Raw genomic sequence first — 21538 nt, 5'->3', positions numbered from 1 at the left:
GGCGCCTTCGACATTGTGCGTCTCCGTGCCGTCCCGTCTCCGGGGGGCCGCGCTTCCGGCGTCGAATCTATCGCATCCTAACTACGGGACCTCGTGCGTCGCTTCAAGGTTGAGCCGTGTCAGTGGCGACGATGGCGAATGATGCATGGGGAGGCGTCAGATCGGTACATCCTCCCCACTCTCCGTAGACTCGCCGGGTCGAGACGACATGCCACGCGCGATAACTGGCGCCCCCTGCGGAGAAGTCTCTCGTGTGCCCCGGCGGGAGTGCGTGCGTGGCGTCGGCGTCGATATGCAGATCATCGACTCGCAAGACTCGCTGGCAACGATCCGCGGGCACCATACAGTGCGCCGATCCGTAGTCGCCGAGCTCACCCTGCAGATAGACGGAGAACGTAGGGTAGTCGAGTCGCAGTTCGTCGCCGCTGCCACTGTAGCCGTCGATTACCAACAGGACTTCGTCACTGGGCTTGCGGCGCACGGCCACGCGGTAGGTCACACCATCGAAGATGTCCTGAAGATGGTCGATTTCAACGGTGATGTCCGACGGGATGGCTTCGAGCGCTTCTGCCGGCAGGCCGACGCGAAACTCGACGAGCCGCCCGTCCTTGTGCCGAAACTGCACCACCCGGTCAATTTGGCAAGGAAGGCCGAGTTGGTCGGCATTGCTCGGACACTCCACCGCCATCGGCTCGTCGAGCATACGCGTGCCGAGCCATGTGCCGAGGTGAGACGTATCGAGTTCGAGATCGACGCCGTTATGTACTTGCCAAGTGATCGCCCTGGTGCCCACGGGCGCATCTCCGACGCCGGGATCCATCACCATATCTTGGAGGGTCGAGCCGCAACATGTCCCGTGTGCTTGGCAGTCGTACGGGTCGACAAACCCGGAGTCACTACCGTCTTCGTCGGATGGTCCTCCGTCGACGTCGGCGCCGCCCGGTGTGCAGGTGCCCTCGAGGCACAAATCGCCGTCTCGACAATCGGCTTGCGTCTCACAGCGCAAATCCCAGCGACTGTCGGCGTCGTCGTCCGAACAACTTATGGAGAGACAACCAGCGGCCATGAAACTCGAGAGCAGAACGACAGTGCGTGCGTGCATATACGGACCTTCCCCAGCATCTAAAACGAAGAGAAACGCGAGGTAGCTACTGGAAAGAAGCGCCGCCCCACTCACTCGAGCAGGTTAGCCGTTCTTGCGGTTGAATTGCAAAACTGCGCTCGATGGCCTCCCTGCGAAGCTCGTCGTTGCCCCGGTCAATGAGCACGGCGAGCTCGGAGGCGTGGCACATCATCTCGAAGTCGGTGAACGAGTCGCCAAAGACGAGCGCCGGCTGTGCGCCGATCTCCTGGGCGATGATGTCGACTTTGCCCTGCCGATAGAGCACCGGCTGGCACGTCTCGTCTCCGAGCACGCCGTCGTCGCCCATGCATACGCGGTTGCCGAGCACGCGCTCGCGCGGCACGTCGAAGGCGCGTTCGGCAAACGTCTCGACGGTCCACTGGTTGGTCGCCGAGACGACCCACACGTCGAACCCCAGCGCCTCGAGGGCCGGCATCAGTCGACGAAACTCCTCGTGGATGCGAATGCCGTGGTTGATGCGCACGTCTTCTCCACGTCGGGTGCGCCGCACCTCGCACTCGATGTCGCCGCCAATTTCGCGCTCCATGGCGCGCACGGTCTGCCGGCGGATCTCGTCGGGGGTCATCCCCACGTGCAGGCGCACCGCCCACTCGTAACACGGCGCGGCGCCCTCGCGGACGTATTTGCGGGCGTAGATCGCGCCCATCTCGGCGAGGTACTGCTCGTAGACGTCGGAGGTCCGCCGCTCGTCGACGGGCATCGCAAGCAATGTCTCGGTCAACTCGCGGATATGCTCGCGGCCGTCGCGAGGGTCGATAAGCTGCCAGAACGCGTCGAGTTCGTAGCGGTAGCCGATCTCATCGATCAGATAGTGCGAGAAGAGCTCGCCGATATCGCGAAAGATGCAGGTATTGTCGAAGTCGAACACCGCTACCGGACGCTCGGTGCCGCCCACGGCCCGGTCGACCGCGTCACAAAGCCGAGTGTAAACCGCGTCGGACCAATTGAGTTGTTCGATCTGTGGCACTGTCATCTCCATTACTTCTCCCTGACGTCCTCGCCGCGGGCTATCTCCCACGCGATTTGCGGCTGCGTCAACCACATGGAAATAAAGAACAGCTTTGTGCCCTTGAAATTCAGACGCTGGTCCGTTATCTAACGTCGCCTTGAAAACGGAAAGGTTTATACGACCACCAAAGGTTTCGACCATAGATTTGAGGTAATAACCATGAAAAACGAAACGCATCCCGATTACCACCCGGTCATTTTCAAAGACGGCGAGCACGAAATCGTGACCCGCTCGACGATGACCTCCAAGAACACCCGCGAAGTCGACGGCGTCGAGCACTACGTCATCCCCGTCGAAATCAGCGCGTTCTCCCACCCGTTCTACACCGGCAAGCAGAAGCTGGTCGACACCGAAGGCCGCGTCGATCGCTTCATGAAGCGCTACAACCTGAGCACCCAAGAAGAGAAAGAAGCAGCTGGTGCGAAAGGCGAAGAAGGCGCCGACGAGTAAGCGCCGGGACTGCGCCGGCCGGCCTTAGATTGAAAGGCCGGCCGCCAAATGATATACCAGTCCTACGTTTTCGGAAGGAATGGATCGCCTGGCTGTGGAGTTTCTCAGGTGAAGTACCCGAGAGGACGTCCCTTGATGGGGCGTCTCCACGATCAGACGGTCTAAGACGACCCGTGCGCCCGTCCATCAACGCGTCGCACGGCGAGTTCACCACCGTGAACGTGAACGTGAAGAAAGAATTTATCATGCGGGCGCCGCGCCTCTAATGGGCGTTGCGCTCGAGCAAACGATTTCACTGAGGACTTTCAGTTCCGCGCTGCCACTTAGCGAGTCGCCCGGTTTTGCCGGTCGGCTCTGACTGGAGGCAGTGAGTCGACGCCTGCGGTGCATTTGCGCTGCGGCGTGCGCGATACGCCGGCGACGCTGGCGAGAGACGACCTCCTACTGCCCATGATCCAGAGAGCTTCCCACACGGGTTCCCCGTTGCACATCCCCCCAGAAGGGGATTGTGTGTCCGGCGAGGTGCGTTTGCACCTAGCCCGGGGCGTGCGGCGCAATCTGGACACATGGGTCCGGTTGCGGAGCTGACAGGTCCTCGCCACCGCGAGGAGCCTAAAAGATGACGTTTTTTGAAGCCGCCGTTGAAGTGCTGCGCCGTACCGGCCGTCCGCTCCATTACAAAAAAATCACTGAAATGGCCGTGCGCGACGAGTTGCTCTCCCACGTGGGCAAGTCGCCGGACGAGACCATGTCGACGAGGTTGACCCAGGAAGTGCGCCGCCACGGCGAATCGGTCATCGTCGAGACGCGCCCCGGCGTCTACACCATCCGCGAGACGGCCGTAGACAAGCTCAACGAAGAGGCAGAGAAACGCGAACGCCGCGAAGAGGCCCGCCGTCGTCGCCTGCGCCGCAGCCAGGGCGAAGAGGAGTCGGAGGTCGAGGCCGAAGAGTCCGCCGAACAGAAAGAAGAAGAGACCGAAGAGCCCAAGCGTCGCCGAAGCCGTCGTCGCTCGCGCCGCTCCAAGGGTAAAGGCTCCAAGGGCAAAAGCTCCAAAGGAAAGAAGAGCCGAAGCTCGAAAAGCTCGCAGAACAAGACCAACGGTCGCAAGCGTGCACGAGGTTCGCGACGCTCCCGCGGCTCGAAGCGCTCCAGAAGCTCGAAAAGCTCGAAGAGCGACGAAAGCACGAAGAAGTCGCGCAGCTCACGAGGCAGCAAGAGCAGCCAGAGCAACAAAAGCAGCCAGAGCAACAAAAGCAGCCGGAGCAGCAAGCGTCGGCGTAGCCGCACCAAAAACCGCGGCCGCTCGCGCAACGGCCGTCAGCAGCAGCAGCAGCAGAGCAACGGCGCGACCACCACGGTTGCCAATCTGACCAAGCACCTCGAAGAGGGCCCGGTGCGCCTCGATGGCATCGCGCATGCGGCCTATACCGTGCTGCAGGATGGCAAGAGCAAGCCGGTCGATATCGAGAAGCTCGCCGACGAGATCTTCGAGCGCAAGCTCGTCAAGTTCCACACTCACGACCCGGCGGCCACCGTGCAGGCGGCTCTGGCTAACGACAATCAGATTCGTCGCCAGCGCGGCCATCGCCCGCTGTTCACCCAGTACGACCAGCAACGCTGGGGCTTGACCGAGTGGGGCCTGCCGGGCGACGCCATCGCCAAGGAACAGACCATCCTGAGCCTCTCCGAGGAGATTCGCCAGGAGACCCTGGGCCATCTGGGCGAAGCACTCATCGACGTCAAAGACGAAGCCCTCGAGCATATCGCACTGACACTGCTCGAGCGCCTCGGCTACCAGAACATCAAGGTCTCGAAGCGCTCCTCGGACGGTGACGTCTACTTCACCGCCGACTGGCGCCAAGGACTGGCCGATGTGCGCGTGTGCATCCAGGTGACCCTGGAGGCCGAAGACGAGCTCGAGGCCGACGCGGTCAGCGCTCTTCGCGATACGCTGCACCACTACTCGGCCGCCGAAGGTGTGATCATCCACCTGGGTGATATCGGCAAAGACGCCGTGGTCGAGAGTCGTCAGGAAGACAAAGCTCCGATTACGCTCATCGATCGCACGACCTTCGTCGAGCTGCTCATCAAGCACGGCATCGGCGTGCAGGCCTACACCACCCCGATCCTGATGGTCGACACGGCCTTTATCGAAACGCTGAAGTCATGACCAAGAAACTCGCCCTGCTCCGCCTCGGCAAGGTTCCCTACGGGCAGGCGCTCGCGTTCCAGTTCCAGTTGCGCGAGCGCCTCAAGAACCGCGAGGACGACGAATTCATCGGCTACGTGCTCGCGCTCGAGCACCCGCCGACGGTCACCCTCGGAAAGCGCGGCAGCTTCGACGACTTGGTCAACCATGCGTGGTTGGCCGACAAGGGCGTCGAGGTCTACCGCATCGACCGAGGCGGAGAGGCGACCTACCACGAGCCAGGCCAGCTGGTCGTCTACCCGGTCATCCGTCTCAAGGCGCTCGGCATGGGCGTCGTCGACGTGATCCGCGGCATGGCCAACTGCCTGGCTCAAACCTGCTCTCCCTACGGTGTCGAGGCCGCCTATGACCTCGACCACCCCGGTCTCTGGACCACCCACGAAGAACCGAGCCGCAAGATCGCCAGCGTCGGCATGCGCGTCCAATCGGGCGTGACCACCCACGGGGCGGCCATGAACCTGGTCAACGAGATGATCGGGTTTTCGATGATCGTGCCGTGCGGCATGCCCAACGCGCCGATGGCGCGGCTGACCGACTACTGCGCAGAGGGCTGCGACTTCGCCGAGTTCCGCGAGGCGTTCTTGCAGAATTTTGCCGACTTCTTAGGCGTGGAGCTTGTCGCGCACGAGATGGAGATGCCGGCGGAGGACGAGTGGGTGAAGCCGACGCGTGATTGGTTGTAGGCGTAGCTTTTCGAGGCCCCCCCCATCCGCCCTTCGCTTCGCTACGGCCACCTTCCCCGTGGGGAAGGGATGCTGTTGCGGAAAGCTACGTGATTGCGAAGCGCTAGGACAGCCCTTCCCCCGGGGGAAGGTGTCTGGCGCGTTTTATAGCGCCAGACGGATGGGGGGCCCCGCCAAGCTACGCGTCACGCGTCACTCCACAGGCAAACGCTCGAACTGCGCACCGATGGCGGTGAGCTTCTCGTCGATATTGGCGTACCCGCGGTCGATCTGGCGCACGTTGTAGATGGTCGACTCGCCCTTGGCGGCCAGCGCGGCCAACAGCAGCGCCATACCGGCGCGAATGTCGGGCGACTCCAACGTCGCGCCGTACAACTGGCTCGGGCCGACGACGACCACGCGGTGCGGGTCGCAGAATACGATCTGGGCGCCCATGCCGATGAGACTATCGACGAAGAACATGCGCCCTTCGAACATCTTCTCGAAGAAGAGGATGGTGCCGTCGCACTGAGTCGCCACGGTGATGGCGATCGACATCAGGTCGGTCGGGAAGGCCGGCCACGGGGCGTCGTCGATCTTGGGGATGGCGCCGTGCAGGTCGCGCTGCACCTTGAGTTCGCGGTCGCCGTGGACGATGAGGTCGCGGCCCTTCAGATCGGTCTGGACTCCGAGCTTCTCGAAGACCAGACGGATCATGCGCAGGTCCTCGGGCACCACGTCCTTGATGGTCAACACGCTGTTGGTCACCGCCGCCAGGCCCGCAAAGCTGCCGATCTCGAGGTAGTCGGGGCCGATGGTGTGCTCACAACCCCACAGGCTCTTGGCGCCTTCGATGTGCAAGATGTTGGTGCCGATGCCCTGGATGCGCGCGCCCATGCTCACCAGCATGCGGCACAACCCCTGGACGTGCGGCTCGCACGCAGCGTTGCGGATGGTCGTCTTCCCCTTGGCGGCGACCGCGGCCATGATGGCGTTTTCGGTGCCGGTGACCGAGGCTTCGTCCAAAAAGATCTCGGTGCCCTCGAGGCCGTTGGTCTCGAAGACGTAGGCGTCGGCGCCCACGTCAATGCTGGCGCCGAGTGACTCGAGCGCCAAGAAGTGCGAGTCGAGGCGGCGCCGGCCGATGACGTCACCGCCGGGAGGCGGGAGCTCACAGCGGCCGCGCCGGCCGAGCATCGCTCCGGCGAACAAAATCGAGGCGCGAATCTTTTTGCACAGCTCGGTGTCGAGCGCCGATTTCTCGACGTTCTCGGTGCGCACCTTGACCACGTCGTCGCCGACCCACTCGTACCAGCCGCCCAGGTCTTCGATGACCTGGAGCATGACCTCGACGTCGTTGATCCGCGGGATATTTTTGAACGTGACCTCTTCGTCGGTCAGCAAACTGGCGGCCAAGCACGGCAGAGCCTCGTTTTTGCTGCCACCGGGAGTGACCGAACCGCTGAGCTGATGACCGCCTTCAATGACAAACTTTTCCATGGACTGCTTTGTATTCGAGAAATTGTCGACGTTTTAGAACGCGTTGGTTTTAGCATGTGCGCGGTGGTGTGAACAGGCTATTAGCCGCCCCCCTTGCAGCCCACCCCAAACTGCTTACTTATTCAGAGAACACCGGCAGTTAGCATATCCCAGACTGGAGACCACCATGACCTCCTCTCAAGAACCCCGACGCGGCTCCGAAGAGACCGGCCTCCCGGCGGGCTTCGAAAAGATGAACCTCAACGACGCCACCCGCGACGACCTTCTGGCCATCGAGGGCATCGGCGAGGCGACCGCCGAGCGTCTTCTCGACTACCGCCAGGATATCGGGCCGTTTCGCTCCTTCGACGAGCTGACCAATATCCCGACGGTCACCTCCGAGAAGATCGAGCTGCTCGAGCGTCACTTCAGCATCGGCATCAGTTGAACCCGGGCCGACCGTGAGCCGGGTTGTGTCGAGGGCACGGCTGGTATACCTCTGGAGGTGGCAAGCATCCTCTTTGCGCTCCTCAATGTTCGAGCCCGCGCCCATGAAACCGAAGCTGTTCCGCGACCCGGTCCACAACATCATCGCCTTCGACCAGAGCGACGAAGTCGAGCGGGTGATTTTCCGGCTCTTGAAGACGAGCACCTTCCAGCGGTTGCGCCGCATCCGCCAGCTCGGCTTCGCCAACCTGGTCTATCACGGCGCCGAACACTCCCGCTTTGTGCACAGCTTGGGCGTGGCGCACGTGGCGCGACGCATGCTCGCCGCGCTCGATTGCGGCTTTAGCGCCGACGAGCGCCTCGAGGTGATGTGCGCTGCGCTCTTGCACGATATCGGCCACGGCCCGTTCAGCCACGCCATCGAAAAAGTCACCCGTGTCCACCACGAGGAGTACAGCGCTCAACTAGTAAGCGACCCCGAAAGCGAAGTGCACGCGGTGCTGAGTGAGATCGACCCCTCACTACCGGACCGCGTGGCCGCGTATTTTGGGCCTCGACGCGAGTTCCCCACCGAAAAGCACGTCCTTCTCGACATCGTCTCGAGCCAACTCGACGCCGACCGCCTCGACTATATCCTGCGCGATGGACTCGCCACCGGCGTCAAAATCGGGGTGTACGACTTCGAGCGTATCTTGACGATGCTCGAGACCTACGAGGGCACGTCGAGTAAAGGCCAAGTCAGCCGACGCTTGGCCGTTAGCTACCGCGCCCGCGAAGCGGTCGAAGGCTACCTGCTGGCCCGCTTCCACATGTTCAAGCAGGTCTACCTGCACAAAGCGGTGCGCGCAGCCGAAAAGATGCTCGAGGCTGTGCTCTCGCGCGCCGAACAACTGCAGCGCGACGGCCACGAGTTCGGCGCCGTGCCCAGCCCGCGACTGAGCAAATTGTTGGCAGGTGAGCGGCTGTCGACCGAGGAGTTCGTCTCCTTGGACGACACCGACGTGTGGATCTCGCTCAAGCAGTGGCGAAGCGACCCCGACCCGATTCTGTCGCGCATCGCCGGCGGCCTGCTCGACCGCGACCTCTACAAGACGATCGACCTGCAGGTCGAAGACGCTGTCGACATCGCTCGGACCATCGACCGGGCCAACGCACTGGCGCGCGACATGGGCCTCGACCCCGACTACGCCGTGCTCACCGACCGCGCCTACGACACGCCCTATACGCCCTACGACCCCGAACACGGCGACATCGGCGCCCACATCCCGATCATCGGCTCCGATGGTCAGGTCGCGCCCATCGAAGATCACAGCGACATGGTCCACCTGCTGGGCCGCGACTCCTACAAAATCCTGCGTCTGTGCGTGCCCACCGAGTTGCGTGAACTGCTGCGAAAAGAACAAATGACCTAAATCATTTGCGCGGCTTTCCCGCCTCTTTCTGGTTGCGAATAAAGTACTTGATGAAGTCGAGGGCCTGCTCGCCGGCGCCAAGCGTCAACTCGACGCCCGCGGAGTAGCCGCCGGCCGTGGTTTCCCAGAATTCGTAGGTGGTGCCTTCGGTGCTGAACTGGGTGGTCTGCCCCTCGAAGGGCACCGCCCCCCAGCCTCCGAAGGCGCGCACGGCGACCAGATCGTGGTGGTAGTAGACGAGGCTGGCATCGGCCCACCACATTGGGAGCGTGGTCGGTCGCAGCGTGCCGCTCAACCACAACTCGACGCTCTTTCGGTGGACCATCGTGCCCGGGTAGCCCAGACCGCCATCTTCGCTCCACAGGCTCACCACGGGCACGTCGAGGCGAAACGGCTGGGTTTCGATCGTCGATGACTGGTAGGCGCCGCCTCCGGCGGCATCGGTGACGTCCATTTCGTACGAGGCGCCCACATAGGGGTTCCCCACGCGGAAGTACCGAAAGTCGAGAACGATCCCGAGCTCGACCATGTGTCCGCTGCCTTCGACCTGGGCGTTCGCCCCGGCCGCGTTGGCGATCTCGGAGTCGAGATGATGATAGCGGTAGCCGAGCGTGCACCCAGTCGAGACGACCGCGGCGAGACAACTGACGATCAGGGCGAAGGCAACGGGAAAACGCATGAAGACGGCACTCATCGAAGAAAGAGCGTTTTCTGAGCAACTACCACAGTTTAGCCCCCGCAGCCAGTTTTTACGCACGAACGTGCCTCACGAAGTTGGGCGCACACTTTGACGTTTGGAGTAGGCTGAAGTAAAAATTCAGTGCACGGCACGAATTATTATACCAAGGACGCATTATGAAGGGCTCGAGCATCGTTCTGGCAACTGACCTCTCCGACAACGCAAAGTGCGCGGCCGAGTGGACGCATTCGTTCGCTGAAAAGCACGGCTTGAACGTGGTCGCCACCCACGTGGTCACCATCAGCGTGTCGCACTGGGCAAAGGGCGCGTACGACGTGCTCGAAGACGCCACCTTGATGGAAAAGGCGCGCAAGCACGTCTCCGATTGGTACGAAGAGGCCACCGGGGCGCAGCCCGATGAGGTCAAGGTGCTCGTCGGACATGCGGCCGTCCAACTGTCCGATACGGTCGACGAATACGACGCCTCGATGCTCGTCACCTCAGCCTCGGGCAAGGGCTCCCTCAAAAAGATCTTTTTGGGCTCGGTCGCCCAGTCGCTGGCCAACGACCCGCCCTGCCCGCTGGTCGTCGTCAAGCCCCAGCACAGCAAGCTCGAAGACCCGAGCACCATCGTAGTGGGCGTCGACTTCTCGGAAAACTCGGCCAAGGCGCTCAGCTTCGCGGCGCGCCTCGCCAAGACGGCCAATGGCCAGCTCAAGGTCGTTCACGCCGACACCGCGCCGTCGATCGCGGTGGTCGACGAGGAAGACCTGCCCAAGGAGTACGTCCAAGACGGCCACTATGAATGGGCCAAAGAGGAGATGGAGGCGATGCTCGCCGACCACCAGGACGAGCTGGAGGGGCTCGACAGCGAGACAGTGGTCATCCAAGACTACCCGACACGCGGCATGCTCGATTACGTGACCAAAGAAGACCCGGACCTGATCGTGGTCGGCCGCTCGGGGCACTCACCGTTCGTGAGCAGTGTCATGGGCAGCGTGCTTCTGAAAGTGCTGCAGTCGGCCCCAGCGACCACTATCGTGGTGCCGACTGACAGCGACGAAGGCTAAGACTACGCTCGAGACAAACCGTCGAGGATGCCGCCAAGCTCCTGCCACAGGTCTTCGGCATCCTCGACGCCCACCGACAGCCTCAAAAACCCGTCGGTGATCCCATGCGATGCGCGCACTTCGGCGTCGACTTTGCGGTGGGTCAACCCGGCGGGATGCTGAATGAGCGTATCGGTCGAACCGAGGCTGACCGCCGGAGTGATCAACTCGACCGCCTCCATGACCCGCAGCGCCGCGTCGAATCCTCCGACCAACTCGAAGGCGAGCATGCTGCCAGGCCCCGCCATCTGACGGCCCACCAGTCCCTTCGGATCACACGCCTGAAATCCCGGATAGTGCACACTCCCCACGGCACGATGCTCGTGGAGGCGACCTGCGAGCAGTCGTGCGCCCTCTTGAGCTTTGTGCACGCGTAGCGACAAGGTTTGCAGCCCCCGGTGCAGGTCATAGGCCGCGCGCGGGTGGAGGATACCGCCGGTAAGCGAGCGCACCACCCGAAGCTCACGCGCAAAGGCTTCGCTCGTGGCGACCACCCCGGCGATGACGTCGCCGTGGCCGCCGATGAACTTGGTGCCGCTGTGCAACACCATCGCCGCGCCGTGGCGCAGCGGCTGCTGCAATACGGGCGTGGCAAAAGTCGAGTCGACGAGCACCGGCACGTCGCCGGCCTGCGCGACGACATGCTCGATGTCGACGAGCTGGAGGGTCGGGTTGGCAGGTGTCTCGACGATGACCAGAGACGTCTGCGGCCCGATCGCCGCCCCCACGGACTCGGCGTCGGCCCAGTCGACCTCGACGCCTAGGAGACCGCTGGACAGCAATCCGTCCGTACCACCGTACATCGGGCGCACGGCGACGACCCGCTCACCCCGCTGTCGCGCCGCGAGCAAGCACGCCGTCATCGCAGCCATGCCCGATGCGAACCCGACCGCCGCCTCGGCCTCTTCGAGCTGGGCGATCCCCGCCTCGAAGCGCGCCACGGTGGGATTGTGCAGCCGCGAATAGATCGGGTTTTCATCCGGCTCGGCCCCCTCCATCATCCGGTCGATGCTCGCGCGCGCCTCCTCGAGACCCGTGATTGGATACGTGGTCGACAGGTCGATGGGCGGCGCGTGCACGCCGAGCTTGCGCAAATCTTGGCGTCCGGCGTGAACGGTGCGTGTGTCGAAAGAAGCCATACCTACCTCGCTTGTTGACCGAATTATATTCCTTTCGATGATGCTTAATCAGTATATAATTAGGAGCACCAAGCTGTCAGCGAAATAGAATTTTACGATATCACTCTTTTACCGAATTTTATTCGGAAACGAACTATGGCAACGAACCTCGACCGAATCGACTTCGAGATCCTCGCCGCGCTCCAAGAGGAGGGGCGGTTGTCCAACAAGGAATTGGCGGCCCGTGTGGACCTGGCACCGTCGACCTGCTTGGAGCGTGTGCGAAAGCTGCACGACGAAGGAGTGCTGGAGGGCTACCACGCCCAGGTCAACCCTAAGGCGCTCGGTATTCGCCTTCAGGCGATGATCGCGGTGCGTCTGCAGAAACACTCGCGGGACTTGGTGGGCGAATTTCGAAGCTACGTGCTCTCGCTGCCCGAAGTCCTGTCGACGTTCCATGTCACCGGGGAGCACGACTTTCTGATCCACGTGGCCGTGCGCGACGCGGAGCACCTGCGCGATTTGGCCCTGGATCGATTCACCACGCGACCGGAGGTGGATCAGCTCGAGACCTCCCTTATCTTCGAGCATGCACGAACCTGGCAGCTTCCGAACTTGGTCGAGCGTGACGACGAGTAGGTCGAAGTTTACGGTTGATTCTGCAGCCGCTCCGGCTATAGTTAGGCAAGGCTAATTATTATCTTAAACAGCAACTAACAACCTTCCTAAATTGAGCCACTCCATGGGTAGACCACTGATTCTGCTATTTGTCTGGAGCTTTACCTTCCTCCTCTGCCCGGCCGTCTCTCATGCTCGAGACGGCTCTGAGGCGTCGACAAAGCGGCCCGACGAACTGATTACCGACCGCCCCGACTTCACCGAGAGCGCGTCGACGGTGCCGGCACTACGCCTGCAACTCGAAGCCGGCATTCAATACACCCACCAAGACCTGCTCGATGAGGCCGCACCAGCCGGGCACACGGGAAACTACGACGCCAACAGTGTCAGCGCTCCTAGCCTGCTGCTTCGGTTTGGTGTCAGTGACTGGGCTGAATTGCGCTTGGGGGTGCCCGATATCAGCTACGAGAGCATCACCGGCGCGGACGACAACATCATCTTTGGCGAAGTCTCGTTAGGCGCGAAGTTCGCAACCTCGTTGTCCGACAAGCTCAATGTTGGGGTCATCCCCTTTGTGGACGTCGGCACCGAGACAGGTGACGTCGGCGGGGGATTCATCGCCGCGGCGGCGGTTGACCTCACCGCGAACGTCGGCCTCGGGGTGAACGCCGGTGTGACCACCTTCGAGGACGGACTCGACGAGCGCCAGTGGGAATGGCGAGGCTCGGCAGCATTGGGCATCGGTCTGTCCGACGACCTGAGCGCCTTCATCGAAACCTACGCCTTGATTCCCGACGGGGACTTCAACCTGTTCGTGGACACCGGCTTCACCTATTTGGTCGCCCACTACGTCCAACTCGACGCCTACCTGGGCACGCAGGTGCCCGACGCCGAAGAGATCTTTGCGGGCACGGGCATCTCGGTATTGTTCTAAACAGAGAACGCCGCTCGATCGGGCTAGCCTTCCAAACGCCGCTCCCCCGCACAGAGTCGGGGTGAGCGGCCTTTTTTCGTCTGCACCTTCATGCTTTTCTTGGGCCGAAGACGCAACGAATCGCCCCGTTTTGTCGAAAACCATAGTGAGACTTCACTAGGAACGCCCGCGCGCCTCGAGCGGCCCGGGCGAAGACATAAACGGGAGAAAATCATGCTCGCACGCATCATTGCAGGAGCCGTACTCGGAATCGAAGCCTACATGGTCGAAGTCGAGGTCGACATCTCGTACGGGATGACCGCCTTTCGCATTGTTGGTTTGCCCGACGGTGCGGTGCGCGAGGCACGCCTTCGCATCCCCTCGGCCCTCGACAACGCCGGCTACGAGATGCCCCAAAAGAAGATCACCATCAACCTGGCGCCGGCCGATATCCGCAAAGACGGCACCGCCTTCGACCTGCCGATGGCGGTGGGCATCCTGGCGGCCTACGGCGCGATTCCCACCGCGCGCAAGGGGTTTGCCCTGGAGGATTACCTGTTCGTCGGCGAGCTCAACCTCAACGGGGAGGTGCGCTCGATTCGGGGCGCCCTGCCCCTGGCGGTCATGGCGCGTGACAACGGGCTTCGCGGCATCGTACTGCCCGAAGAGAACGCCCCCGAAGCGGCCGTCGTCTCCGACATCGAGGTCATCCCGGTGCGCCACCTGAGCGACGTCACCGCCCACGTGCGCGGCCACACGCCCATCGACCCGATCGCCGCCGAGCCGATGGCCGCGCGCGAGTACCGGCTGGGCTACTCGGTCAACTTCAACGAGGTCGCCGGCCAGGAGTCGGTCAAGCGCGCGCTGGAGGTCGCCGCCGCCGGCGGCCACAACGTGCTGCTCATCGGCCCGCCCGGCTCGGGCAAGTCGATGCTCGCCAAGCGCATCCCGACCATCCTGCCGGAGATGACCTTCGAGGAGTCGCTCGAGACGACCAAGGTCTACAGCATCACCGGCCAGCTGGGTTCCAAGGAGGGGCTGATCCGGCGCCGGCCGTTTCGAAGCCCCCACCACACCATCAGCGACGTCGGCATCGTCGGCGGCGGCAGCGGCGTGCCTCGCCCCGGCGAGGTCAGCCTGGCCCACAACGGCGTGCTCTTCTTGGACGAGTTACCCGAGTTTCGCCGCAACGTCTTGGAGGTCATGCGCCAACCACTCGAGGACGGCTGCGTGACGATCAGCCGGAGCCTGATGACGCTGACCTACCCCGCCAACATCATGCTCATCGCCGCCATGAACCCATGCCCGTGCGGCTACTTCGGCTCCGACCAGAAGCGCTGCTCGTGCGCCCACGACCGCGTGCGCGACTACCGCACGCGCATCTCCGGTCCGCTGCTCGATCGCATCGACATCCACGTCGAAGTGCCCGCCGTTCCCTACCGCAAGCTCAAAGGCGAGCGCCGCGGCGAATCGTCGCGCCAGGTCCAGCAACGCGTGCAAGCCGCCCGCAACGTACAACGAAGCCGGTTTGCCGGCACCGACGTCCACGCCAACGCCCAGATGCGCCCCTCCGAGCTCCGCGAGCACTGCCAGATCGACGACGACGGCCACGACCTCATGGAGATGGTCGTCGACCGCCTGGGCATGAGCGCACGCGCCTACGATCGCATCCTGAAGGTCGCCCGCACCATCGCCGACCTCGACGGCTCCGACACCATCGAAGCGTCACATATCGCCGAGGCGGTTCAATACCGCTCGCTCGACCGCGATCTCGATCGCGTGGCGGCTTGAAGGCAGAGGCTACCTTCGCTGAAATCCCTTGCTTGCTGAGAGGTCCCCTCCGGGGGCTCAGCTACGCTTCGCCCCCACCTCCCCTTGCGCTGCACTGCGCGCTGGGGAGGGGGATTGCACCTCTGAAACGCTTTCCTTCCCTGCAATCCCCTTCCCCAGCGCGTCTTTCAGCGCGTGGGGAAGTGCCGAGCGTCGTTTGCGAGGCGAAGGGGACCCTGCGAGAAGCAAGGGATGCCAGTACGCCACACGAAGCGAAAGCCCCCGGAAGGGACGTCTAACTAAGCAAAGGATTTCTCAGAAGTCAGCCGTCCGCCGAATAAACCATCCGAAAGCCAATGCCCGCCGTGCGGCCTTCGGCGAGGATGGTCAGGCGGCTGGCCATGCGTGAGCCTTGCTCGTCGGCCAGCCAGGCGCCGCCGAAGACGGGGCGTTCTTCGTCGCCGTCGTTTTCGGGTTGGCACCAGTCGCGTGCGCCTCCGGCCAGGTCGCGAACGCCGTACGGAGACGTGTCGTCGACGAAGGTGCCGACGGGCTCGAGTTGGGAGACCTCGGGCCGTGAGAAGCGCATTTTGCAGAAGGTGGCGTCGAAACGATCGCCCCACGGGAAAAAACGCGCGTCGACGCCGCGGCCGGCCTTTTCGAGCTCGGCGCGTGTGGGCAGTCGGAAGGGGCGGCCGTCTCTCTTGGCGCGCCAGGCACAATAGGCTTCGGCGTCGGCGGCGCGGATTCCGACCACCGGCAGGTCGTACTCGTGGCCCTTGCCGATCGGGTAGAGCTTGCGGGCGGCGCCTTCGATGAGGATTTCGTCGGGCACCCACAGCTCGCGGTTTTCATCGAAGCGCACAAACATGCCGTCGGCGTCACGCGTCTGTGGGGCGTGCTTCAAGGCCGCATCACCGACCTTGCGGTACAGCTCGTTGAACCACTCGAGGTAGTCGCGGAAGGTGACTGGAAATCGGGAGCAGAAGAACGAGTCGACGTGAACGCTTTGGGCTGCGCGCGGGTCGAACGAGTTGGGATCACCGCCGACGGTGCACGTACCGCCGGGCACGTACACGAATCCCTCCTCGATCTCCTCGTCGCGAGGCAGACGCACATGCACGTGCTCGTGACGGCCGCGCTCGAGGTGCAAGGGCACCTGACAGGCAGCGCGTTCGGGATGCTCGAGCAGCAACAGATAACTGCCCACGGCCAGCTCGTCGACCTCCACAGGCGTCTCCCCCAGCTCGATTTCGTCGCTGGCCATCAGCCGACGATCGATCTCGGCGTAGCGAAATAGCGTGGCCTGCGCGCCGTCGGGCTCGGCCCCCACGATGAGGCTTGCCTTCGCCTCGAGGGCAGACGCGTAGCGCCCCGCATCGTATTGGCGCACGAGGGTGCGAAAGTAGATCGTGTCGAGCTCGTCTCGATTCGCCTCCGCCTTCTCGAGGCGCGAGTAATAGAGGTCTGCCAGCCCCCGGCGGGCACGCTCGTTGTCGGGCTCGTGAGCCAGCGCCTGGGTGTAGCCGTTGACCGCCTCTCCGAAGGCACGCACCGCCTCGGTACGAAGCTCGTCGCGGTGATCTTCGAGCCGCCACAGCGCACGCTTTCGGGTGATCGACTCGAACGGGTCGATCTGGGTGGAGAGCTCTCGAACCCGCTGCTCGTAGTCTTCGCCCTCGGCCAGCAGATCTTGATAGCGCTCGGCCGCGGCGTCGCCGCGTTTGATGCACCGGCGTGCCTCGCGCGGCTGGATGCCCTCGAGCCACTCCTCGAGGCGCTCGCTCAGCTCTTTGGCCGAGGCGAGGCGCTCGGTCTTGTCGAGCGCCATCGCCTCGATGCAGAGACGCTCGAGTTCGTCGGGCACCACACGGCCGGCCGGCGCGCGCTTCGAAGGCGGGACGATCTGGCCATCGACCACCTTGGTCATGATTTCGTGGGGGTCGCCCCCCACAAACGGCGGCTCGAGCGTCAGGATTTCGTACAGAATCGCGCCCAAACTATAGACGTCGCTCTGCTCGTCGACCTCGTCGTGTTCGCCGCGGGCCTGCTCCGGAGGCATATATGCCGGGGTCCCCAGGGTTTCGCCGTCGTCGAGCTTCTCGCCGCCACGACGGCTCAAGTCAGTTCGCACCTCCCGGTCGAGCACCCGAGCCAAGCCCCAGTCCATGACGAGCACTTCTCCGTACTCACCGAGCATGATGTTGTCGGGCTTCAGATCGCGGTGAATCACCCCGCGAGTGTGCGCGTAGTGCACCGCCTGGCCGACCTGGCCGAGAATCGACAACAGCTTGACGAGCGAATACTCCTCATCGTCGCGCTCTTGCTGGAGCTTCTGGCCCTGGAGTACTTCCCGAAGCGAGTGGCGCCCCACTTCGCGCATCGTGTAGTAAAACTCGCCCGAGGGGAGCACGCCGAAATCGTAGATGGGTACGATATTGGGGTGTTCGAGCTGCCCGGTTGCCTGCGCCTCGGCGATGAACCGGGCGAGCACCGTTTGGTCGGCCTGCAACTCCGGCGGCAGCGTCTTCATGGCCACGGTACGCCCGAGCACCCGGTCGAACACGCGCAGCACCCGCCCACCGCCGCCGCGACCGAGTTCATCGCCGAGAACAAAACGATCGCCCGGGTCGAGCAGGTCGACAGGCGTCTCGACCTGGTGTTGTCCCGTGTCGGCCAAGGCCAAGTCGAACTCGTCGTCGCTCGTCGCATCGGCGGCGCTACCACGCCCGGCCATGCGCGAGTGGACCAGCGTCTTCATCTGCGAGTCGAAGTCGCTGTCCGCCTCGCTCTCCTCGGCGAAGGTCATGTCGTCGGGGTTGAACGGGATCGTCGGCGGATCCTCGACCGGCTGCTGGGCCGCTCGCTGTTGCGGAGCGCGCGCCACTTCGGTGTCGCCGTGGACAAAGGCGTGCGCCGCACGTGCTTGGCTGTCGGCTTGCAGAAACGCCGTCTCGGCGCGCACGAACTCCTCGAGCTCGTCGAACTTCATGATCCCCGAGGCACCCTGAGAGCCGTCTGCCACCGGAAGCCCCAGATGGCTGACCACTTCGGCGAGTTGCGCCTCGTCGAGCCAGCCCTGCCGCGCCCACACCCGCAGCCCGACCTCACCGGTCGTCGCCTCGATCTTGCCGATGGCGAGCATGGCTTCGCTCAACGTATGGCGACTGATAAACCCGAGTTCGTGCGCGGCTTCACCGACTTTTTGGTGCAGGGACTCGTCCAACGGTTGACTCCTGAGCGACTCGCTTTGCTCCAGCATACCAACTCGCAGCCAACCGACCAATCATTTTGCGCAGACGCTTTTACAAGGCGCATCTTGTCGTCTAGGCTAGCGGCAACGAAGTATACGCCGTACCATCTGAGCCCGCTACACCCCCATTCGTGAGAAGCACGCGGGACCTAGTGACTGAATGACTACTGGAGGATTGTAAATGCGCACTACCAAGATGTTGATTTTCAGCCTGCTCGCCGCCTTCCTGACGCTCGGTCTCACCGCCTGCGGTGGTGGAGAGGAAGCCAAGAAGGAAGACGAGGCCGCCAAGGAAAAACCGGCTGAGGCCGAGGCCAAAGAAGTCGTGCTCTACCAGTACCGCTTCAACCCCAACACCCTGACGATCCCGACGGGCACCACGGTTCAGTTCACCAACAAGGACCCGGATCGCCACAACGTCAACATCCCGCAGCTCAACATCGACCAGAACCTGGCTGCCGGTGAGAGCTTCTCGCACACCTTCGAGACCACCGGCGAGTTTGCCGTGAGCAACCGCTTCGCCAGCCGTCCGATGAAGATGACGATCGTCGTCGAGTAAGCTCACACTCGTTCGACGCAGAAAGCCCGGCAGGCGACCGCCTGCCGGGCTTTCTTACGTTTCTACTCTTCCACTTCTTCACTCTTTTACTTCTTCACTCCTTTACTTCTTCACTCTCTTACTTCTTCACTCTCTTACTTCTTCTCTCTTTTACTTTTTCACTCCTTTACTTCTTCACCCCTTTACTTCTTCACTCTTTTACTTCTTCACTCTTTTACTTCTTCACCCCTTTACTTCTTCACCCCTTTACTTCTTCACCCCTTTACTTCTTCACCCCTTTACATCTTCACCCCTTTACTTCTTCACTCCTTTACTCTTTCACTGCTTCACTCTCTTTCTCTTTCACTCCGTCACTCTTTGCCTCCTCCTCGCCCGCCTTCCACGGCGCCGGCAACAGCGGAGAGCGCTCTTTAGACTGCTGAGTGCGCTGCAACTCGACCTCGGTGGTCAAAAGCGCCGGCGCCACCGCCGACACCGGCACATACCCGCTCTCGGCGCCGCAATAACCGTTGAACACACCGGTATCCTTGCTGGCAGCGACGATCTTGTTGATCGCCGTCAGAGGCGTACCCACCACCTCGACGCCACGAACCAGCGTCTCCTTGCCGGTCTCCGGGTCGACCTTGTAGACGAGGCGGGTCGACCCCTTGAAGGCCTGGTAGCCGTAGCCCGACGTGTTGGTCGATCCACCCGAGATATCGCGGATGATCAGCCCAAAGGGCTTCTTCTGCTTTTTGACCTCGGCCAACAGCCGCTTTTTGAGCTCGTCGTACGACACGGCCTTCTTCGGGTCGGCTTTGACGATGAGGTTGCCCATGCGCGCCATCGGCTTTTGAATGCCCTGAGCGCGTCCGTGGCCGTTCGACTCGAGCGAGCCTTCGATGGGCGTGCGACTCTTGAGGAAGCTTCGCAAGACGCCATCTTCGACCAGCTCGACACGCTCGGCCGGGATCCCCTCGTCGTCGAATTTGTAGTAGCCGTTGAGCTGAGTGTCATTCCAATTCGACAGGGTCGGGTCGTCATAGACCGACAGGAAAGTCGGGATGACTTCCTCGCCCACGCGCCCCTTGAAGGTACGGCCCTCTTCCTGGTCGCGCTGACGCTCACCTTCGAGGCGGTGGCCGATCGCCTCGTGGAAGAGCACGCCGCTGGCCTCGGGCAACAAGATCGCCGGACCGGTGTACGGATCGAGCGCAGGCGCCTTTCGCAGCTGCTCGAGCTCGGCGACCATCTCCTTGGCTTCGGCACGAACCGTGGAAATCTCGGGCAGTTTGTCGGGAGTGCGCGCGTAGAACGAGCGCGCATTCTCGAGCATCATTCCGTCGTCGGCGCGGGCCCAACTCTGCAGTTGGATGGAGTAAATGACGCTGTCTTGCACGACCGTCGAGCCCTCCGTGTTGACGAAGTAGGTGACGGTGCGCCGGGCGCTCACGCTCATGTCGGCGTCGAGCAATCCGTCGGCGTCGAGGATCGACTTGGTGACGCTCTTGATCGCCTTTCGCCACTTCGCCTCGTCGAACTCCAACGCGGCGATGTCGCCCTTGTAGGTCGACGGCTCTTCTTTGGAGAAGCTGGGCGTCTCCATCTTCTCTTTGGTCTCGAAGACCGCCCCGCCCTTTTTGGACAAGTAGCTGCTCAGCGCCTTTTTGTAGGTTTCATCGGTCAGCAGCCACAGCGCGCCCCGAATGGCAGTGGGGTCGGCCTCCAGGGGAAGCGTGCGGTCGGCGGCGTACTCCGAGAAGCGATAGTTCTCGGTGGCGACGTTAGCGTAGTTGTCGAATTGGTAATCACCGACGCGCACCTCCACGTAGGCGGTGCGGCTACGCGAATCGTCGTCAGTCACGATCGCGCCGAACTTGCCCCCCACCGACTTCGACTCGGAGTCCTCGACTTTGTAGGCGATGAAATACGGCGCTTCGTAGTCGTCGAGCTTCAGCTTCTTGGAGGAGCGCTCCAATTCGGCCTTCATCGCGTCGACGATGACCGCACGTTGCTGCGGCCCCTGGGAAGAATCGGCCCCATCCGCGCCTCCATCGGCGCGCGTGGGCGTGGCAGCACAGCCAACCGTGACAGCCAGCGCCAAGACAACGATTCGCAGGTCGCGCCAGCTTCGCGAAAACTTCTTCATATGTCGGAGTCCTCTAGGGGTGTTGGGCAGCTTGGTCGAAGCCGCGTCTAATCGCGCTGCGCTTCCAAATCTTCGAGCGTCAGCGGGTCTTCGGGCTCGAGCTCGCGGACCCATTCGGCCGTCCACGGGCCACCACCAGTGGCCTGCTCGTTATAACCCCATTCGCCTTTGAGCTTGGTCATCTCGCCGTCTTGGACGAGCTGCAGATACCCGCGCCCTTTCATGGTGCGCTTGGCCTTCTCCTTGCTGCCCGGCTCGATCCACTTGAACACGAGCAGGTTCCCATCGACCTCGCCTTCGATGGTGCCGCCCTCTTCGTAAGTGAAGATTCCGCTGACCTTATCGCCGGTTTGGCGAAGGTGCATGTGCTCGAATTGGGGGGAGTACCACACGCCGGTGAAGTTCTTGCCGGCGGGCATTGGTTGAGCCTTGGGAACCTTCTGCTGCCCCGCACAGGCGACCAAGCCCACGCTGCAGAGGGTCACCAACAGGGCGGTGAGCAGGAAGCGTCTCGACAGCAAATCAAAAGCCATCATCATCCTCACTTGGGTGTCCACGAATTGACTTGGGTATCCA

Annotated in this window: 18 protein-coding genes; 10 read left to right on the top strand and 8 right to left on the bottom strand. The window is 62.7% G+C overall.

Translation table 11 applies throughout. The features are described from left to right. Window positions 1–103: 103 nt before the first annotated feature. Window positions 104–1066: a hypothetical protein gene (locus FIV42_RS21865; protein ID WP_141199755.1), complete on the bottom strand. Its 963-nt coding sequence runs from the start codon at window positions 1064–1066 to the stop codon at window positions 104–106. A gap of 82 nt (window positions 1067–1148) precedes the next feature. Continuing rightward, complete coding sequence (locus tag FIV42_RS21860; protein ID WP_168210854.1) at window positions 1149–2111, bottom strand: HAD family hydrolase; 963 nt, start codon at window positions 2109–2111, stop codon at window positions 1149–1151. Window positions 2112–2312: 201 nt separating this feature from the next. On the opposite strand from FIV42_RS21860, the gene FIV42_RS21855 reads away from it, so the two are divergent. The 3 genes from FIV42_RS21855 (at window position 2313) to lipB (ending at window position 5498) form a co-directional block, all read left to right on the top strand. After that, on the top strand, window positions 2313–2603 hold the full coding sequence (locus tag FIV42_RS21855; protein ID WP_141199753.1) for a type B 50S ribosomal protein L31: 291 nt from the start codon (window positions 2313–2315) through the stop codon (window positions 2601–2603). 619 nt (window positions 2604–3222) lie between these two features. After that, window positions 3223–4776, top strand: a complete 1554-nt coding sequence (locus tag FIV42_RS21850) for an HTH domain-containing protein (RefSeq protein WP_141199752.1) — start codon at window positions 3223–3225, stop codon at window positions 4774–4776. Beyond that, on the top strand, window positions 4773–5498 hold the full coding sequence (gene lipB, locus FIV42_RS21845) for a lipoyl(octanoyl) transferase LipB (protein ID WP_141199751.1): 726 nt from the start codon (window positions 4773–4775) through the stop codon (window positions 5496–5498). The genes FIV42_RS21850 and lipB overlap by 4 nt, the downstream gene beginning before the upstream one ends. Before the next feature lie 192 nt (window positions 5499–5690). Here lipB and murA read toward each other — a convergent pair whose 3' ends face one another. Then, window positions 5691–6977, bottom strand: coding sequence for a UDP-N-acetylglucosamine 1-carboxyvinyltransferase (murA, locus tag FIV42_RS21840; RefSeq protein WP_141199750.1), 1287 nt, complete (start codon window positions 6975–6977; stop codon window positions 5691–5693). A 166-nt stretch (window positions 6978–7143) separates the two neighbouring features. Here murA and FIV42_RS21835 point away from each other — a divergent pair, with 166 nt between their 5' ends. Further along, window positions 7144–7404, top strand: a complete 261-nt coding sequence (locus tag FIV42_RS21835) for a ComEA family DNA-binding protein (RefSeq protein WP_141199749.1) — start codon at window positions 7144–7146, stop codon at window positions 7402–7404. Window positions 7405–7507: 103 nt separating this feature from the next. Further along, window positions 7508–8815: an HD domain-containing protein gene (locus tag FIV42_RS21830; protein ID WP_168210853.1), complete on the top strand. Its 1308-nt coding sequence runs from the start codon at window positions 7508–7510 to the stop codon at window positions 8813–8815. A 1-nt stretch (window position 8816) separates the two neighbouring features. On the opposite strand, the gene FIV42_RS21825 is transcribed toward FIV42_RS21830, so the two are convergent. Next, on the bottom strand, window positions 8817–9494 hold the full coding sequence (locus tag FIV42_RS21825; RefSeq protein ID WP_141199747.1) for a hypothetical protein: 678 nt from the start codon (window positions 9492–9494) through the stop codon (window positions 8817–8819). Window positions 9495–9670: 176 nt separating this feature from the next. On the opposite strand from FIV42_RS21825, the gene FIV42_RS21820 reads away from it, so the two are divergent. Beyond that, complete coding sequence (locus FIV42_RS21820) at window positions 9671–10564, top strand: universal stress protein (protein WP_141199746.1); 894 nt, start codon at window positions 9671–9673, stop codon at window positions 10562–10564. Between the two features lie 2 nt (window positions 10565–10566). On the opposite strand, the gene FIV42_RS21815 is transcribed toward FIV42_RS21820, so the two are convergent. Continuing rightward, entirely contained in the window at window positions 10567–11742 is a 1176-nt protein-coding gene (locus FIV42_RS21815; RefSeq protein ID WP_141199745.1) for a trans-sulfuration enzyme family protein, read from the bottom strand. Window positions 11743–11877: 135 nt separating this feature from the next. On the opposite strand from FIV42_RS21815, the gene FIV42_RS21810 reads away from it, so the two are divergent. The 3 genes from FIV42_RS21810 to FIV42_RS21800 all read left to right on the top strand — a co-directional run bounded on the left by FIV42_RS21810 (window position 11878) and on the right by FIV42_RS21800 (window position 15043). Beyond that, window positions 11878–12360, top strand: a complete 483-nt coding sequence (locus FIV42_RS21810; RefSeq protein WP_141199744.1) for an Lrp/AsnC family transcriptional regulator — start codon at window positions 11878–11880, stop codon at window positions 12358–12360. A 103-nt stretch (window positions 12361–12463) separates the two neighbouring features. Further along, window positions 12464–13273 carry a transporter gene (locus FIV42_RS21805; protein ID WP_141199743.1) on the top strand — a complete coding sequence of 270 codons (810 nt, stop codon included), beginning with the start codon at window positions 12464–12466 and terminating at the stop codon, window positions 13271–13273. Between the two features lie 213 nt (window positions 13274–13486). Continuing rightward, a complete protein-coding gene (locus FIV42_RS21800; protein WP_141199742.1) occupies window positions 13487–15043 on the top strand; it encodes a YifB family Mg chelatase-like AAA ATPase in 1557 nt (518 codons plus the stop codon). A gap of 301 nt (window positions 15044–15344) precedes the next feature. Here the strand turns inward: FIV42_RS21800 and FIV42_RS21795 are convergent, their stop codons facing one another. Beyond that, a complete protein-coding gene (locus FIV42_RS21795; protein WP_168210852.1) occupies window positions 15345–18248 on the bottom strand; it encodes a bifunctional serine/threonine-protein kinase/formylglycine-generating enzyme family protein in 2904 nt (967 codons plus the stop codon). 208 nt (window positions 18249–18456) lie between these two features. Between FIV42_RS21795 and FIV42_RS21790 the strand changes: the two genes are divergently transcribed. After that, complete coding sequence (locus FIV42_RS21790; RefSeq protein WP_141199740.1) at window positions 18457–18834, top strand: cupredoxin domain-containing protein; 378 nt, start codon at window positions 18457–18459, stop codon at window positions 18832–18834. 310 nt (window positions 18835–19144) lie between these two features. Here the strand turns inward: FIV42_RS21790 and FIV42_RS21785 are convergent, their stop codons facing one another. Continuing rightward, entirely contained in the window at window positions 19145–20962 is a 1818-nt protein-coding gene (locus tag FIV42_RS21785; RefSeq protein WP_141199739.1) for a TldD/PmbA family protein, read from the bottom strand. 47 nt (window positions 20963–21009) lie between these two features. Then, the gene (locus tag FIV42_RS21780) at window positions 21010–21495 is read right to left on the bottom strand and encodes a hypothetical protein (RefSeq protein WP_141199738.1); all 486 of its coding nucleotides are present in this window, start codon (window positions 21493–21495) and stop codon (window positions 21010–21012) included. Window positions 21496–21538 lie beyond the last annotated feature (43 nt).

It is taken from the genome of Persicimonas caeni (genome assembly GCF_006517175.1).
GTDB classification, from domain to species: domain Bacteria; phylum Myxococcota_A; class Bradymonadia; order Bradymonadales; family Bradymonadaceae; genus Persicimonas; species Persicimonas caeni.
The sequence above is the reverse complement of the archived record's forward strand: the minus strand, read 5'-3'. Positions and strand labels throughout refer to the sequence as shown.

Excerpts from the sequence above, each read along its gene's own strand:
- FIV42_RS21820 (WP_141199746.1), top strand. The coding sequence starts at position 9,671 with ATGAAGGGCTCGAGCATCGTTCTGGCAACTGACCTCTCCGACAACGCA.
- FIV42_RS21785 (WP_141199739.1), bottom strand. The coding sequence starts at position 20,962 with ATGAAGAAGTTTTCGCGAAGCTGGCGCGACCTGCGAATCGTTGTCTTG.
- FIV42_RS21790 (WP_141199740.1), top strand. The coding sequence starts at position 18,457 with ATGCGCACTACCAAGATGTTGATTTTCAGCCTGCTCGCCGCCTTCCTG.
- FIV42_RS21855 (WP_141199753.1), top strand. The coding sequence starts at position 2,313 with ATGAAAAACGAAACGCATCCCGATTACCACCCGGTCATTTTCAAAGAC.
- FIV42_RS21810 (WP_141199744.1), top strand. The coding sequence starts at position 11,878 with ATGGCAACGAACCTCGACCGAATCGACTTCGAGATCCTCGCCGCGCTC.
- FIV42_RS21865 (WP_141199755.1), bottom strand. The coding sequence starts at position 1,066 with ATGGCCGCTGGTTGTCTCTCCATAAGTTGTTCGGACGACGACGCCGAC.
- FIV42_RS21800 (WP_141199742.1), top strand. The coding sequence starts at position 13,487 with ATGCTCGCACGCATCATTGCAGGAGCCGTACTCGGAATCGAAGCCTAC.
- lipB (WP_141199751.1), top strand. The coding sequence starts at position 4,773 with ATGACCAAGAAACTCGCCCTGCTCCGCCTCGGCAAGGTTCCCTACGGG.
- FIV42_RS21825 (WP_141199747.1), bottom strand. The coding sequence starts at position 9,494 with ATGCGTTTTCCCGTTGCCTTCGCCCTGATCGTCAGTTGTCTCGCCGCG.
- murA (WP_141199750.1), bottom strand. The coding sequence starts at position 6,977 with ATGGAAAAGTTTGTCATTGAAGGCGGTCATCAGCTCAGCGGTTCGGTC.
- FIV42_RS21830 (WP_168210853.1), top strand. The coding sequence starts at position 7,508 with ATGAAACCGAAGCTGTTCCGCGACCCGGTCCACAACATCATCGCCTTC.
- FIV42_RS21850 (WP_141199752.1), top strand. The coding sequence starts at position 3,223 with ATGACGTTTTTTGAAGCCGCCGTTGAAGTGCTGCGCCGTACCGGCCGT.
- FIV42_RS21805 (WP_141199743.1), top strand. The coding sequence starts at position 12,464 with ATGGGTAGACCACTGATTCTGCTATTTGTCTGGAGCTTTACCTTCCTC.
- FIV42_RS21815 (WP_141199745.1), bottom strand. The coding sequence starts at position 11,742 with ATGGCTTCTTTCGACACACGCACCGTTCACGCCGGACGCCAAGATTTG.
- FIV42_RS21780 (WP_141199738.1), bottom strand. The coding sequence starts at position 21,495 with ATGGCTTTTGATTTGCTGTCGAGACGCTTCCTGCTCACCGCCCTGTTG.
- FIV42_RS21835 (WP_141199749.1), top strand. The coding sequence starts at position 7,144 with ATGACCTCCTCTCAAGAACCCCGACGCGGCTCCGAAGAGACCGGCCTC.